16 protein-coding genes are annotated in these 13,943 nt (G+C 39.5%); 3 read left to right on the forward strand and 13 right to left on the reverse strand.

Annotated elements, in window-relative coordinates; genetic code table 11:
• Window positions 1-229: 229 nt before the first annotated feature.
• The 3 genes from G3KMM_RS02175 to dcm are packed head-to-tail and all read right to left on the reverse strand — an operon-like array spanning window position 230 to window position 2,678.
• Window positions 230-511: a hypothetical protein gene (locus G3KMM_RS02175; RefSeq protein ID WP_129604962.1), complete on the reverse strand. Its 282-nt coding sequence runs from the start codon at window positions 509-511 to the stop codon at window positions 230-232.
• 14 nt (window positions 512-525) lie between these two features.
• The gene (locus G3KMM_RS02880; RefSeq protein ID WP_195157080.1) at window positions 526-1,635 is read right to left on the reverse strand and encodes a hypothetical protein; all 1,110 of its coding nucleotides are present in this window, start codon (window positions 1,633-1,635) and stop codon (window positions 526-528) included.
• Entirely contained in the window at window positions 1,632-2,678 is a 1,047-nt protein-coding gene (dcm, locus tag G3KMM_RS02885; RefSeq protein ID WP_195157081.1) for a DNA (cytosine-5-)-methyltransferase, read from the reverse strand. The genes G3KMM_RS02880 and dcm overlap by 4 nt, the downstream gene beginning before the upstream one ends.
• Window positions 2,679-2,707: 29 nt before the next feature.
• Between dcm and G3KMM_RS02185 the strand changes: the two genes are divergently transcribed.
• Both G3KMM_RS02185 and G3KMM_RS02190 read left to right on the forward strand, forming a co-directional pair.
• Window positions 2,708-3,829, forward strand: a complete 1,122-nt coding sequence (locus G3KMM_RS02185; protein ID WP_129604967.1) for an Mbeg1-like protein — start codon at window positions 2,708-2,710, stop codon at window positions 3,827-3,829.
• A gap of 6 nt (window positions 3,830-3,835) precedes the next feature.
• On the forward strand, window positions 3,836-4,477 hold the full coding sequence (locus G3KMM_RS02190) for an rRNA adenine N-6-methyltransferase family protein (protein WP_129604972.1): 642 nt from the start codon (window positions 3,836-3,838) through the stop codon (window positions 4,475-4,477).
• Here G3KMM_RS02190 and G3KMM_RS02195 read toward each other — a convergent pair.
• The 10 genes from G3KMM_RS02195 to G3KMM_RS02240 form a co-directional block, all read right to left on the reverse strand.
• Window positions 4,425-5,204 (reverse strand): DsbA family protein, encoded by a 780-nt coding sequence (locus G3KMM_RS02195; RefSeq protein WP_129604977.1) that lies wholly within the window; start codon window positions 5,202-5,204, stop codon window positions 4,425-4,427. The two genes, G3KMM_RS02190 and G3KMM_RS02195, sit on opposite strands and share 53 nt — an antisense overlap.
• On the reverse strand, window positions 5,197-5,598 hold the full coding sequence (locus G3KMM_RS02200; RefSeq protein ID WP_129604981.1) for a hypothetical protein: 402 nt from the start codon (window positions 5,596-5,598) through the stop codon (window positions 5,197-5,199). Before G3KMM_RS02200 ends, G3KMM_RS02195 begins: the two co-directional genes overlap by 8 nt.
• Before the next feature lie 266 nt (window positions 5,599-5,864).
• Window positions 5,865-7,202: a glycine--tRNA ligase gene (locus G3KMM_RS02205; RefSeq protein WP_129604986.1), complete on the reverse strand. Its 1,338-nt coding sequence runs from the start codon at window positions 7,200-7,202 to the stop codon at window positions 5,865-5,867.
• A gap of 34 nt (window positions 7,203-7,236) precedes the next feature.
• A complete protein-coding gene (gene recO / locus G3KMM_RS02210; protein ID WP_129604989.1) occupies window positions 7,237-7,938 on the reverse strand; it encodes a DNA repair protein RecO in 702 nt (233 codons plus the stop codon).
• Window positions 7,939-8,373, reverse strand: a complete 435-nt coding sequence (locus tag G3KMM_RS02215) for a response regulator (RefSeq protein ID WP_129604993.1) — start codon at window positions 8,371-8,373, stop codon at window positions 7,939-7,941.
• A gap of 9 nt (window positions 8,374-8,382) precedes the next feature.
• Window positions 8,383-9,072 (reverse strand): sensor histidine kinase, encoded by a 690-nt coding sequence (locus G3KMM_RS02220; protein ID WP_129604998.1) that lies wholly within the window; start codon window positions 9,070-9,072, stop codon window positions 8,383-8,385.
• 70 nt (window positions 9,073-9,142) lie between these two features.
• Window positions 9,143-10,213, reverse strand: coding sequence for a hypothetical protein (locus tag G3KMM_RS02225; RefSeq protein ID WP_129605003.1), 1,071 nt, complete (start codon window positions 10,211-10,213; stop codon window positions 9,143-9,145).
• A gap of 57 nt (window positions 10,214-10,270) precedes the next feature.
• On the reverse strand, window positions 10,271-10,507 hold the full coding sequence (locus G3KMM_RS02230) for an exodeoxyribonuclease VII small subunit (protein WP_129605009.1): 237 nt from the start codon (window positions 10,505-10,507) through the stop codon (window positions 10,271-10,273).
• Window positions 10,508-10,509: 2 nt separating this feature from the next.
• Complete coding sequence (xseA, locus tag G3KMM_RS02235) at window positions 10,510-11,607, reverse strand: exodeoxyribonuclease VII large subunit (protein ID WP_129605011.1); 1,098 nt, start codon at window positions 11,605-11,607, stop codon at window positions 10,510-10,512.
• A 2-nt stretch (window positions 11,608-11,609) separates the two neighbouring features.
• Window positions 11,610-12,740, reverse strand: a complete 1,131-nt coding sequence (locus G3KMM_RS02240; RefSeq protein WP_129605014.1) for a lysylphosphatidylglycerol synthase transmembrane domain-containing protein — start codon at window positions 12,738-12,740, stop codon at window positions 11,610-11,612.
• Between the two features lie 110 nt (window positions 12,741-12,850).
• On the opposite strand from G3KMM_RS02240, the gene G3KMM_RS02245 reads away from it, so the two are divergent.
• A partial coding sequence (locus G3KMM_RS02245; protein WP_164998484.1) for a TRM11 family methyltransferase occupies window positions 12,851-13,943 on the forward strand: 1,093 nt, incomplete at its 3' end.

A 13,943-nucleotide genomic window follows, 5' to 3' on the forward strand; every position in this document is an offset into this window, starting at 1 on the left:
TTCTAGTCCAGTCGGAACCACCATATAGAAATTATTCATATCAATGAGGGCTTCTAAATCTTGTTTTAAGATGTAAGCGGCCTTATTTTTTATTGTGATTTTTAGTATTCAAGAAATCTTCCTCAGTGAGTGGTTATAGACATAGAGTCTTTGATAAGATTATCTAATTCTTGAACATCTTTATCTAAGTCGTAAATGAAAATCTCTCTGAGGGACTTTTGGTTCAAAACTAGTTAACTATATGTATTGCAAATCGAACCCTTGATACGGTTTCGTTTCTTGTTCCAGTTCTACTAGAAGTTTCTCCATCTACTCTTGCAATCTTTATATTGCCACTACCTTTTATTTTATTCTCTTTTGAATCCTCTGTTGAAACTACTACTGCGAGGTCAAATTCTACTGGCTCTTTTATATATGTATCGCCAGACCTGAGGCCTCCAATATAAGACGTTTTTACTAAATTTGCCCTTACCTGATCTATTGTTGTTTTAACAAACTCCTCTATATTCATTTTAGTCAATTCTCCTAGCCAAAGTATTTATCAATTAACTTTTGCAATCGTTCTTTATGCGTCGGCTGCAATTCCGTATCTTTTTCTACTAATTCAGTATATTTATCTAGAAAATCTTTTGGATTAGAGATAAGCCGCAAGTAATATTTTAATGATGAATATAGACCATTTATAATTAATTGACAACCATGTTCTTGTTGAATCTCGAATGTTAGTTGCGAATTTCTATCTATATCTTCTGTTTTTTGTTCTACTCCAGATAGGATATAGTATCTTTCTACTCCAAATTTATTAATTTTTTCATAAGCCACTTGAATAATCTGTGGAGTTACAGGTTTGTCCAATTTTACTTCTACAGCTTCGAAAATACTATTATCACTTCTAGCTACTTCAATATCGCCAGCACTTTTCGAGGTTCTATCAGAAGCCGTATGGCTCCCAAGTTTCAAAAGGTGACAATCTTTATATCTTCCCATCTCTGGCACGATAATTGAATAAATTGTATAAAAAGCTAGCACTGGCAACTTCGATCCACCGTGCGTATTGTATTTCGTAGTAAAATGGTCTTTCAGCATATCCACGACAGCTTCTATACGTATATCATCTGTACCTACTCTAGTTATTTCGATTTTATTATTTTCACGGTATTCTATTCCACCGTGCAAAAGCGCCAATAATACCTTTTCCGCCTCATTATCACTCTCTTGAATTTTTGCCACAACTCTGAGAAACGAGTTCTTTAATTCAACTGGAGTAATCATTCCGTTGAAGTTCATATCAAATGAGTAATCTTGTTCTAAGCTACGAGTTAACCAACCACTTTCAGCCATAGATGGTAATGATAAGTCCTTTAACACCGGCGTAACGTATTTAGTATCGAAACTTCTACCAGAAAAACCATTTGGTAAATTAATCTTATGTTGCCTAATATCTTGCTCTGGATGTAAGGTTTTATATAATGCTAAGGTTACCAAGACCGTATAGACACCCTTGTTTTTATTAACTCTATCTAATATCAATTCCATATCGACTTTTATATCATCCTGCACTAAGCATTTTTCTTTTAATGCACGACCATAGTAGCCGACTAATTTACTTTTTGGGTTTCCAGCATCTTCTATCATAGATTATATTGCTCCTTTATTTGTTTATAAACAGCTTCTATCATCGGAATGGCAACTGAATTTCCAATTTGCTTATAACAAGACGAAAGCTTGCTATTTTTCTTAAAGCTTTTTGGGAAACCTTGCAATTTATAACACTCATCCACGGTTAATTTTCTAACTATCTTTCCATCATAAATCCAGAATCTTCCTGAAGTTTCTTGTGACGGTAAAGTAGGGTGTGTCCCATTTATATGATAAATTCTGTTTGGCTGTTTATGTACTCTAGATAAATACTCGGTTCCTGGTCTGACGCCAACTGTCCTCATTTTTTTATTTCTATAGCCACAGAATATAAGACCAGAATCTTGTTCATGCCACAGTTCTTTTGGCAAAATAGTATAGTCTTTCGGGTCCAAAATTTCAAAATTACCAGTTTTGTCTAAAATACTTTTAATCTTAGTCCTTTGCTTCGTCTCTAATTTAGAAAAATCAAATTCTTTTTCCTTATTGGCAATTATAATTATACGTTCACGATTTTGCGCCGTACCAAAGTCTTTTGCATTTAAGACCTTCCAAGAGGTTTTATAACCAATATCATTTAATGACTGTAAAATAACCCTTAATGTATTTCCGTGGTCATGATAAACAAGTTGCTTAACATTCTCCAGAAAGACTACTTTTGGCTGTTTTGTTTTTACTATTTCTAATACATTAAAAAACAACGTTCCTCTGGTGTCAGCAAATCCTCTTTGCTTACCAGATATAGAAAAAGGCTGACACGGAAAACCGGCACATAAGATATCGTGGTCAGGTATCGTTTTTGGGTCAATCTTTGTTATGTCACCGGCAAATAATTTTTCTTCGAAAAGAGTGTTTTTACCTGATGACAATTCAAAGATGTGAGGAGATATTTTTTTAAAATTATCAGTGTAAGTTTTTCTACATTCATCATCCCATTCTGAAGAAAAAACACACTCCGCTCCTTGACGGTGCAACGCAAAATGAAAGCCACCTATTCCAGCAAATAAATCAATAAAAGTAGTTACTTTACCTCCATTCATACCTGCAATGATATAATATAAACATAAATATGGCAAATATTAATGATTATTTGAGAGTAGCGGGGACACAGAAAATTTCAAAGAAAGCACCTTTTTCTGAAGCCGATCAGCTGATTTTGGCGCGAATTTCTTATTTGCCGTTTCATAAAATTAAACTGGGCTTATTTGAGACAATTGCATCGGTAGCGGATAAAATGTATGAGCTGCCAGCTTCGGCTTTTGGCTGGCCAGATGATCGTAAGTTAATTGAATTACTCGGACAGTCAAGGCGTTTTAATAAAATGCGCATCAGTAATTTCGTGCGTCACAACGATGAGACACTCGAAAAACAGTTTTCTGCCGTCACTATTCACTTGAATCTTCGGAGAGCATATCTTTCCTTTTATGGGACTGATAGTTCCCTGACTGGTTGGAAGGAAGATTTCAACTTAGCCTTTCTTGATAATATTCCTGCCCAGATCGAAGCGCTTGAATATCTTAAAAAAGTTAGCCTCAAGTTTTTTTGGAAGAAGTTATACCTAGGAGGGCATTCTAAGGGTGGGCATGTATCAATCTTTGCCGCCATTCATGCTGCGGACCATGTTCAAAAAAGAATCCAGGCTGTTTATAACTATGATGGACCAGGAATTCGCAAGGACTTAGTCGAACAAGACTTAGGTTCTTTTAAAATCCTTGAGCGAATCAATACTTTTGTACCGCAAGAATCAATTATTGGGCGTCTGTTTGAACACCGTGAAGGACTGATGATCGTACATAGTACTGCGAAGAATGTTTATCAACACGATATTTACTCTTGGCAGATTGAGGGTAATAAATTGGTTCGCTCGAAAACGACAAAGCGCAGTAATATGATTAATCGTGCGATCAATCAATGGATGCAAAATGCTAGTCGCGAGGAAATAAAAATTTTCATCAACGGGATGTTTGAAATTTTTTCATCAGTAGAACTAAATAATCCGATAGAATTAATGCGTGAATGGAAGCATTTTGGTCCTAAAATTCTAAAGGAATTTATGAATACACCAAAGGAAAAGAAGAAGGCAATTTCCGACATTTGGTTAAAACTGGGTGAATCACTAATTCGCTCACAGATTGAGCAGAGCGAGATTCTAGCAAAATTTAATAAGACTTTTAAGGTTCGGGGGAAATAGGCGTAGATGCGAAAATTTCAATTGGATCAGAATTTCCTAAAAAGTCCAAAACTGGCATTATTTCTGATTGGACACTCTAATATTAAGAAGCGAGATCTAGTGATTGACTTTGGCGCCGGCTCTGGCGTAATAACGAGCGCACTAGCAAGACGCTGCAAAAAAGTGATCGCTGTCGAAAAAGACCCGGAGACTGCAAAAAAATTGCGAGCAAACTTGGAGCGCCAGAAAATTTCTAATGTGGAAATTTTTGTGGATGATCTTAGGGAGCTAAAACTACCAAATGAACCTTACAAGATTTTTGCCAATCCGCCTTTTTCCTTGTCTGCCGAAGTATTTTATAAATTACTCAATTTAGAAAATCGGGATGGACAAATAGTTGAATTAGAAAATAAAAGCCATCGACGACCAGATGCGATTTATTTGATTCTACAAAAACAACTGGCCTTAAAATTAATTATTACAGAGAGACACTATACCAGCCAACTCGGTAGGATTCTAGCTAAAAATTATGCGACGCGAATCCGATTGCCCCTAAAGGAGACTGACTTTACGCCGCCTCCACATGTACCGACTGTTTTATTTGAGGCGAAGCAGTTTACTTTAGGCCTTGAGCCAGGAACCGCTCAACATAACTGTAATCCCAGCTAGTATCAAAGCCAGAGGTTGCAAAGGAGCCAAATTTAAAGCTTGGCATACCACCTAAATTGTATCGCCCCATAAAAGTGGTGGCTTCAGCAGTATTTTGCTTAACCTTATCTAGCATTTTATGTTCAGATAAACATTCATTAAAGGAAGGATCGAGATTAACTTCTTTAGCAATGCTCTGCCAATATGCGGGAGTGAGATCCTTGATGGCTGGCGCATTTTTAGAAGTACCAATACCCTTACTTTGATAATCTTGCCAAAGGCGACGAATCACCTGGTGGTAGTAATCCCAGAATCTATTCTGTTCAGTAGCACAGGCCACAGCCTCGGCGCTCATTCTTGAAAAGCCATAGTGATCCATATTATTTTCAGACAAAAAGTCGGTGACACGTAGTTCAAAAACAATATCGTGATCTTTGAGATATTTCTCAAATTTTTCCTGATTCTCTAATGTGAGACGTGAGAAGACGGTACAATATGGACACATAACATCAGTTACCATGACATAATGATTTTTGGCGTTTTTATTACCTAAAATCGTGCGTTCGTCGCGAATACTATTTAAATCTTGATTCTTGGGTGCGGAAGTAAGAGCTAATGCAAGAAAAACTACGATGATAGCACCAATAACAATAAGACGAATAGCGCGGCTAAACATGCTGGGTCTAGTATGTTCTTCATAATCTTTAAAGTCAGTAGAATCTATTTGATGATGATCATTTTTACTCATGTTTTTCTCCTTCAGGTTCTTTTTGGGATTTTATTTGTTGATATTTTTCTGCCTCAGAAATTATATATGCCTCATAGCCAAGTTTTTGGAAAACGAAGAACGCCATAATTAACGATATAAGATTAAGAATCACGGAAACAGTACCGATTAACGCCAGCCCGGATGAGCCAAGGATCGAAATAAAAATAGGAGCAAGAAGCGCAGTACCACAGGTGGGACAACCAGAGCTTAATAGAAAGAAGCTGGCAATAATACCGGTACTTTGAAGATTATCGGAGAGATTCTGTTTGCGAAAGTGCAAGATAAAGAAAAGTAGGCCAATGAGTACTGATTGAACTAGATTAATTAACGACATAAAGAAGAAGTCCGGCAGGGTGCGGCCCACACCAAACACGGCAGCAACAGTATGAGCAATAAGGACAAGTTTTCCGCGTAAGTTGGAGAGTTGGAAGAGCTGCCAGTTGGCCGAACCAGCCGCAAAGAAATTGAGAAGAAAACCAAAAACTAGAAGACAGATCAGGAACGGCCAAAGAAAATGGCGATTTCCAAAGAGGCTCGGAAGATTTTTGATTGCGTCATGGAGATGCGAGAAAAACCGTCGAAAACGTCGCTTAATTGGCTGCTTTTTGATAATTACCTCCTAATTTTAGTTTAATTTGATTATAACTCATTAATTTTGACACGAGTTTGAGCCAGCGTATCACGGTCTCTAATTGTAACGGTATCATCTTCAAGAGTATCAAAATCGATGACCACACATTTTGGAGTACCGATTTCATCCTGCTTACGATAACGCTTACCAATATTACCAGAATCATCCCAAGTAACATTACCATATTTCTTACGGAGAATTTGATAAACAGTTCTGGCTTTTTCGACTAGTTCAGGTTTATTTTTAAGCAGAGGGGAGACACAAAAACGGAATGGAGCAAAAGCTTCAGGGAGTTTTAAGACTGTGCGTTTCTCACCATTTACTTCATCTTCGTGATAGGCAGCAGAAAGCACCGCCATAACTAAGCGTTCGACACCAAAGGAAGGCTCAATGACATGTGGCACAAAGCTTTCGCCAGTCTTCTTGTCTCGATACTCCATATTCTTACCAGATGCGCGGGCTACATTCTGAAGGTCAAAATCCGTACGGTAGGCAATACCCATGAGCTCTTCGGATCCAATCGGAAAGTCAAATTCAATATCGACGGTTCGCTTTGAATAGTGCGCACGATCATCGGCTGGAACCTCATATTCATGAATCATATTAGCTGGAAGCTGCATTGTCTCTTCAAGAAAAACATGAACATCTCGAAGGAGTTCAGTAAAGATACGCTCCCAATCATTTGGATGCACGAAATATTCAATCTCCATCTGCTCAAGCTCACGACAACGGAAGATAAAATCACGTGGAGAAATCTCATTACGAAAAGCTTTTCCCTGCTGAGCAAGACCAAAAGGCAGATCAGGATAAACGTTATCGACCACGTTTTTATAGTTCGTAAAAATACCTTGGGCAGTTTCTGGACGCAAGTAGGCGACTGACGTCTCATCAGACACGGCACCAACATGGGTCTCAAACATCATATTAAATTGTTTAACCTCTCCCCAGTTGATCTTGCCACAGGTCGGGCATTTGATGCCAGCATTGATCAGTTGATCTTTCGTGATATTAGCGGATAAATCATGGCCTTCGGCGGTTTTAGCTAATTTATCAGCACGGAAGCGACCATGACATTCATTACATTCTACGAGCGGGTCGGCAAAAGTGGCAGCATGTCCTGAAGCGACCCAGGTTTTAGGATTCATAATAATGGCAGCGTCGACACCAAGCATATCTTCACGGTCCTCAACCCAGTATTTCCACCAGGTTTGCATAATTTTACGCTTTAAAGCGACACCAAGAGGACCAAAATCCCAAGTACCAGCCATACCGCCATAAACATCAGATCCTTGGAAAATAAAACCACGACGCTTACATAGACTAACGATATCCTCAAGTTTTGCCATATCAACTCCTATTATTTCTTCTTATTATAACATCTTAGCTGGCAATATAGGAAAGTATCGGCAAATAGGTATAAAGGTTTTTGATTTTTAGGATAACATGAATATTGGTTGACAAAATGAGACGGAGAATTTTAATGACATTTTGATCAATCATGCCTTCCCCATCTGGTCTTCTGATAAGAACTTTTTCAAAATTATCCCAGTCGTAAGTGGCTGAGGCCTCAAGCCTTTGGCCATCACGATCAAAGAAGACGTTAATTTCTTCACCAGAGATTCTAGCCTGATTTAAGTGAAAATAGATTTTAATCAACTGTTTAGTTGAGGCATCAGATTGCGTTGAATTTAGAGCGCTTAGGGTTTGATGTAAAAGATTAAAAAGGTCAGCTGAGTCAATTTGATGCGAAAGGCGTGAAACTTGTTTTAAAAAGCTAGAGGCTAGTTCTAAGGTTTCAAGATCACTAATGATTTGATGATAAAATTCCTTGGGTCTGGCTGAAGTAAGAATACCAAATGAGTCATCAGCAACCTTCTCGGTTTTTTTGGAATCATTTTGGTGAACGACGATACTAGATAGAGTGAACATCTCAATACCACCGGCAAGCTTAGATTTTTCTTTACGAGCTCCCTTAGCAATAGCAGAGAGGCGACCGTCAGGAGTGAGAAAGGTAATAATGCGATCACCTTCACGATAGTTTACACGCTTTAAGACAATTGCGTCGGTCTTAAGATCAGCCATCTAAACCTCAGAGTCCTTCTTTTTTAAAGCTTTAACGACGGCGAAAAAAAGCGCCTGTGGAGTCATGGTGGTTTTATTTAAAATTTCCACGACATTATAACTTTCGTAGGTCTGATCGGGAAACTTGAGAGAAGAAACAATAATAACTGGTATTTTGGAAAGATCAGGGTAGGAGGCGATTTCATTCAAAAAGGTGAAGCCGTCCGGTCCGGTCAAAAGAACATCCAGAATAAAAAGAGCCGGCGGTTTACAGCCATCCGGCAATGCAGCAATGGCTTCTATGCAATTTGTAAAGCAGCGAATTGACAGATTCTGACCATTTTTTTGAAAAGCCCTCTTTAAGTTCTTCGAAAAAAGCTGTGAAAGAATGGGATCATCCTCAAGCAGGAAGATTTCGATGGTTTCTTTAGTGGAAGCTAGATTGTTCTTTAACATAATAAAACCCTAAAAGGCAAACGCAACTTGCTTGGATGCGGGAAGGCGAAGTTTAAAACTAGTGCCGTCACGATGACGCACCGCTAAAAGTTCTGCCTGCATGTACTGCGAAAACTTTGAGGCAATGAAGAGGCCCAGGCCGGAACTGCCGGGGCGCATGGAGATACTTGCAGGACGGACCATACCATCTTTTAGAGATTGCCAAATCTGTTTAGGAAGGCAGGGCCCAAAGTCACGCACCGTAATCTCTACAGAATCACCACGGTCAGAAATTACCAGAGATGACTCCGTTTCAGAGGTGGAATAATACATTGCGTTAATACAGAAGTTATATATAACACTGAAGAGAAGGTCCGGATTCGCAATGGCGAGGTCGTGACGATTTTTATAAAAAGCTGCAACGCTGCGTTGGTTGATCTGAAAAAAGGGCTGAAGTTCAGTGAGAACATGGTCGCAAATTCGGCGCACAGAGACTGGCTCCATTTCGAAGAGACCATCCTCGAGTCTAGCAATTTTAGTAAGATCGTTAACTTGTCTGAGAGCACGCTCAGAAATATTGATCAGTTGTTTCTTAGTATCCTTTAACTCAGCGAGGCTGTCCTCCTGAAAATCCATTGAAAGAGCAAGCTGACGCATCACCGCAAGCGGACTTTTCAACTCATGGGCAACAACTGCTAAACCTCCGACCTCACTTACCATAGGTTAATTATAGCAGAGAAAAAATTTATAGTCAGATTTTTGAAAATTGCATTTGAAGAAACGCACCTGATTAACTATTGAAGCGGATGGTGGAGAGAATACGTTCAAAGTCAGCACGGAAGACATTGCTCGAATCGGTTTGAAGCAGAGCAGTCTTATCGCGAATCTTAAAGACACAGACAATGCCCATAAGGTCACTATCTAATTTACCAGTATACACATTAACATTGACACCATTAACCACTGTTGAAGAGACGGTCATTTCTTGTGACTGAACTTTATCAGTGAAATCCTCAAGAACGCGATCAAGTTGTTCGTTTTTAATTGTGACCCGAAGAGCCATGACGGTATTGTCAGCCACAACGTTGACCTGGCCAGGATTGAGATAGGCATGATAGTCGCCACCACGACTCGCATCATCAGGAATGTAAAGATTCCAAGTTTTAGGATATTCAAAGTTTAAGGCGCCAAGATCGGTGGGGCCGGAAAATGTTAAGAAAGGATATTTTTCTTTTTCTTCAAAATCATTTTCTAACTTAGTTTGTAAACTATTTCTAGCCTCGGCAACAGCCACGTCAATTTTTCCCTGTACGTTGGTGTTGGCTTCACTCCATTTTAAGGTCATCCAGATAAAGAGTCCGATAAAGAGGACTGCGAGAAGAGAAACGACAATCAAACCAATGGTTTTAAGGAGGTCGACACGGTTCTTAGCACGAGCGATACGCTCAGCTTCTTTTTTCTCCTCATCGGTCATGAGATTAAAGTCTTTATTTAGGAGATTGCCGGAAGGATCAGTAACCTGAGACATAAAGGAGGCGTTATTTGCTGGAGTAGATGAAGGTATGGCTTGAGACATAGCGGAGGCCTGAGGTAAGACCGTAGGATTTGCTGAGGAATAAGCAGATACAGGTTGATTAAAGCCAGGAGTGGAGGTCGCAGATGGAGTAACGGAAGCGGCAGGAGCAGCAGGAGTGGACGCAAAACCAAAAGCCTGTGAAGACTGCACTGGTTGCGGGGCCTGAGAAGCTTGTGCAGTTTGCGAAGCTGGTTGTCCTTGTGGAGAAATTGGATTCCAAAAATTAGCGTCTTGCGGCGTAACACCTTGACCGTTATTAAAATTATTTGAACCCTGATTATCCATATATTTATATTTTACTTATGATTATTTATTTGTAAAGTTACTTGCTTACTTTACGTTCTATTCCTTACTAAAATCGCGATCGATAACTTCGATTTGATTCTTAATTTCATTGAGACTTTTTTCAATTTCTTTTGCCGAGAGAGCTACTTCCTGATATTTTTGACTGGCCTCTTCAAGAGAAAATTCATCGCCGTAAAACCACTCAATCTGCTGATCTAATTGTTCTAAACGTTGATTAATTGAAAGAACAGTGGTTTTAGTTTTCGTCTTCTTAGGACTGGTTGATTCTGCCATGATTACTCCTTATTTTTGACTTTAATTATTTTTGCTTCGGCTTGATGAGTTTCGGTTTCAAGATGAACAATCGCATTCTCTGATAAATGACCATGAATAATAGCATAACCACGCCTTAAGACGATGTCTGGATTTAAATTTTCGATAATCTTCTGCTTTTGTTGGATTTTTTGAAGTTCAAGTTGCAGGAAATTAAAGATTTTAGTGCGAATACTTTCAATTTGTTCCCTTAACTTATGTTCTTCAAAATTAATTTTGTTCACAATCTGCTGATGAATACGTGACACCTGAAGTTTAAGTGAGTGAATCTCAGCTTGGCGATCGCGAGTCAAAAACTGAGCGGCATTACTTGGAGTGGAGGCAGCTAGGTCGGCTGCAAGATCAGCAAGAGACTCATCAACTTCATGGCCAATACCCGTGATGATTGGAATACGACTTCCAGCAATGGCGCGAACCAATTTTTCATCGTTAAAAATCGCCAGATCATCTTTTGAGCCACCACCACGAATCAGGGCAATCACTTGATTATCCGTATATTGATTCATGTACTCAATCGCACGCACGATTTGATCAACGGCTGGCAATCCTTGAACCTGGGTATGTGCCACCTGAATCTTAAGCTCACCCCAGCGTTCGTTAATAATTTTAATAAAGTCAGCATAGCCGGCGGCCTGAGTGGAAGAAATGACACCTAGACGCTCAAGGTTGCGAGCAATGGGACGTTTTTTAGCCGGATCAAAGAGGCCTTCTTTCTGTAATTTAGCTTTAAGCAGCTCAAAGGCTTTTTTAAGACTGCCTTCGCCTAGAGGATGGAAACGCTTGATAGTGAGACTGAATTTACCAAAGTTAGTGAGTTTGGGTGTGGCCTGAACGGCAATCTTCATGCCGTCTTCAAGAGGAAAACCACCAAGTTGATAGATTGTCATAAAACAACCGATGGACGATTCGGAATCTTTTAGATCAAAGAAGACCCATTTGCCTTGGTTGACTTTAAAACTGCTGACCTCACCAAAAACTACAACGTCACCTAACCCAGTTTCTAAAACTTGATTTGTAACTGAAACAAATTGACTAACAGTAAATCGCGGAGCTTCCGACATATTTAGGATTCTTTTGAAGATTCAAAGACCTTCTTTTTATCGGCTTTGCCAATCTTTGAGATGGCATTTTGATAGAAACCATAACCAGAGACAATGGTATTAAGAAGGACGATAACACGAGTCACGATAACGACGGTACTTGCAACAGCAAGGTTGGTGCCAAGAATACACATAACGGTAATCATAGAGCCTTCGTAGCCACCGACGCCTCCTGGGGTAGGAAGAACAGCACCAACGAGGGAACCGAGAGCCTCTGCGACCATGATCTGTGGGAAGATTTCGCCGTGGCCTAAAGATATGGCAACGATTTCGTAGGTTGCAATTTCAAGGAAATTATAGAGAAAACCCCAGATAACAGGCTTAACGAGAAGCTTTTTATCTTTCTTAGCAGTAAGAAAATCTTCGTGCAGATCCATGAAATACTTATTAACTTTTTCGAGCTCAAGAACCTGCTTCTTTTTGCCAAAAGTAATTGTTTTAACAAACCAGTTAGAAAAGGCAGTAAGTTCTTTGGCTGCCCAGCGGATCATCTTGCGGCTTGAAACAATGGCAATAAGAACAGCGATGGCGACAATAATTCCGACACTCATAGCGCCAACCAGCCAAACCATCCAGTATGCATTAGACGGAACACTGCCAGTCACAATGAGGAAGATGATGGCGAAAATGGTTTGAGTCTGATTTGCAAGAATGGTGATTAAATAGCGCAAGATATACATAAAACTAACCTGGCCGGCTGTGGCTCCGTAATTTTTTAGGCGCCAGGTGATATAACCAAGACCAGAGACACCACCAGATGGAATGGCATGATTTACAAAATTGAGCTCAAAAGAGATGCGAGCAAGCTCCCATGTGGAAATTTTCTTAGCTTCTTTGTCTCCCTTATTCTTCTGCTCAGCGATTCTCTGTTTTCCTGCCATATAGGCGAAGAAAATTTTACCAGCACAGTAATACATGAAGAGCTGTTCTGGAATGAGGAGGCAGACAATAAATAAATTAATACTAAATTCACCACCTTCAATACAGTGTCCTCCAAAAATACAACTAGTGGCGGCGGTGATTTGGTCCCAGGCACCCCAGATAACAAAGGCGACGAGGGCTAAAGTGATTAGGCTAAGAATTTTTTTAAACATATCCTAGATATTATAGCATAGGTGTTTCTAGATTAAAGAGAAAAAATACGATTTGCATAGAAGAGCATAAGATGGTTTAATATTGGCCTAAATTTTGATATAATATTTATATGAAGTACCTCGCAGTAGCAGGCCGCCAACCTCTAATTTCTTTGGCAGAAATCCAAGCATTATACGACAAGCACGCAAAATTGGTTGGAAAAAACTTAATAATTTTTCAGTTAAACAATAAAAAACCCGAAATAAATCGACTGGGCGGAACAATGAAGCTCGGTGAATTATTCGAGGGTGATTTTAAAGGATTAGTTAAGCATTTAAATGAATTACACCCTGAGGGCAAAATCACTTTTGGAATTTCAGACTTTTCAAAGCAAAAAAAGGCGGGATTTGCTTTCCAGAAGAGTATGGAGATTAAGCGTAGCTTGGGAAAAATGAATCGTAGTGTTCGAGTAATTACCAGCAAGGAACCTGAGATTCCTTCCGCAACCGCACACCATAATCAATTAGGTGAAAAACCTGGTTGTTATGAAATTTTGGTGCTTGACCGGGAACTTTACCTCAGCCTCGGCACTCAAAATATCACTGCATACACTGAGAGAGATCAGGCGCGACCGGCAAGAGACGCGAAAGTAGGGATGCTACCTCCGAAATTGGCGCAGATTTTAATTAATTTGTGTGGGCCTCTTCCCGAGGGGGCGAGAATATTGGACCCGTTTTGTGGAACAGGCGTAGTTCTACAGGAAGCGGCAATTATGGGCTACATACCATATGGTACGGACCTTAGCGAACGCATGATTGAATTTTCAAAGAAAAATTTAAACTGGCTTTTTAACGAGAGAAATAGCAAGAGATTTAAAATTAAACCAGAACTAATCTTAAAAAAAGATGTGATCTTAGACAAACTGGCGGTGGGCGATGCTACAACCTTTCAGTGGGAGGGACAGATTGATGCGGTTGCTTTCGAAAGCTACCTTGGAGCACCGATGTCTAAGCCGCCAGTGGATATAAAATTTAAGACGGAAAAAGCTAAGTGTAGAGAGATTGCTTTGGGTTTTCTTAAAAATATTACCCCTCTCATTAAATCGGGCACACCTATCGTAATGGCGGTACCGGCTTGGCTACGCGAAACTGGCAAGTATGCACGTATGAACATTCTTGACGAAATTCAAGAGATGGGATATAATTTTGAAAAGTTTCAAGATT

Source organism: Candidatus Nanosyncoccus nanoralicus, from assembly GCF_004138405.1.
Taxonomy (GTDB): Bacteria; Patescibacteriota; Saccharimonadia; order Saccharimonadales; family Saccharimonadaceae; genus Nanosyncoccus; species Nanosyncoccus nanoralicus.

Coding starts and splice junctions, on each gene's coding strand:
- G3KMM_RS02175 (WP_129604962.1), bottom strand. CDS start 511: ATGAATATAGAGGAGTTTGTTAAAACAACAATAGATCAGGTAAGGGCA.
- G3KMM_RS02880 (WP_195157080.1), bottom strand. CDS start 1,635: ATGATAGAAGATGCTGGAAACCCAAAAAGTAAATTAGTCGGCTACTAT.
- dcm (WP_195157081.1), bottom strand. CDS start 2,678: ATGAATGGAGGTAAAGTAACTACTTTTATTGATTTATTTGCTGGAATA.
- G3KMM_RS02185 (WP_129604967.1), top strand. CDS start 2,708: ATGGCAAATATTAATGATTATTTGAGAGTAGCGGGGACACAGAAAATT.
- G3KMM_RS02190 (WP_129604972.1), top strand. CDS start 3,836: ATGCGAAAATTTCAATTGGATCAGAATTTCCTAAAAAGTCCAAAACTG.
- G3KMM_RS02195 (WP_129604977.1), bottom strand. CDS start 5,204: ATGAGTAAAAATGATCATCATCAAATAGATTCTACTGACTTTAAAGAT.
- G3KMM_RS02205 (WP_129604986.1), bottom strand. CDS start 7,202: ATGGCAAAACTTGAGGATATCGTTAGTCTATGTAAGCGTCGTGGTTTT.
- recO (WP_129604989.1), bottom strand. CDS start 7,938: ATGGCTGATCTTAAGACCGACGCAATTGTCTTAAAGCGTGTAAACTAT.
- G3KMM_RS02215 (WP_129604993.1), bottom strand. CDS start 8,373: ATGTTAAAGAACAATCTAGCTTCCACTAAAGAAACCATCGAAATCTTC.
- G3KMM_RS02220 (WP_129604998.1), bottom strand. CDS start 9,072: ATGGTAAGTGAGGTCGGAGGTTTAGCAGTTGTTGCCCATGAGTTGAAA.
- G3KMM_RS02225 (WP_129605003.1), bottom strand. CDS start 10,213: ATGGATAATCAGGGTTCAAATAATTTTAATAACGGTCAAGGTGTTACG.
- G3KMM_RS02230 (WP_129605009.1), bottom strand. CDS start 10,507: ATGGCAGAATCAACCAGTCCTAAGAAGACGAAAACTAAAACCACTGTT.
- xseA (WP_129605011.1), bottom strand. CDS start 11,607: ATGTCGGAAGCTCCGCGATTTACTGTTAGTCAATTTGTTTCAGTTACA.
- G3KMM_RS02240 (WP_129605014.1), bottom strand. CDS start 12,740: ATGTTTAAAAAAATTCTTAGCCTAATCACTTTAGCCCTCGTCGCCTTT.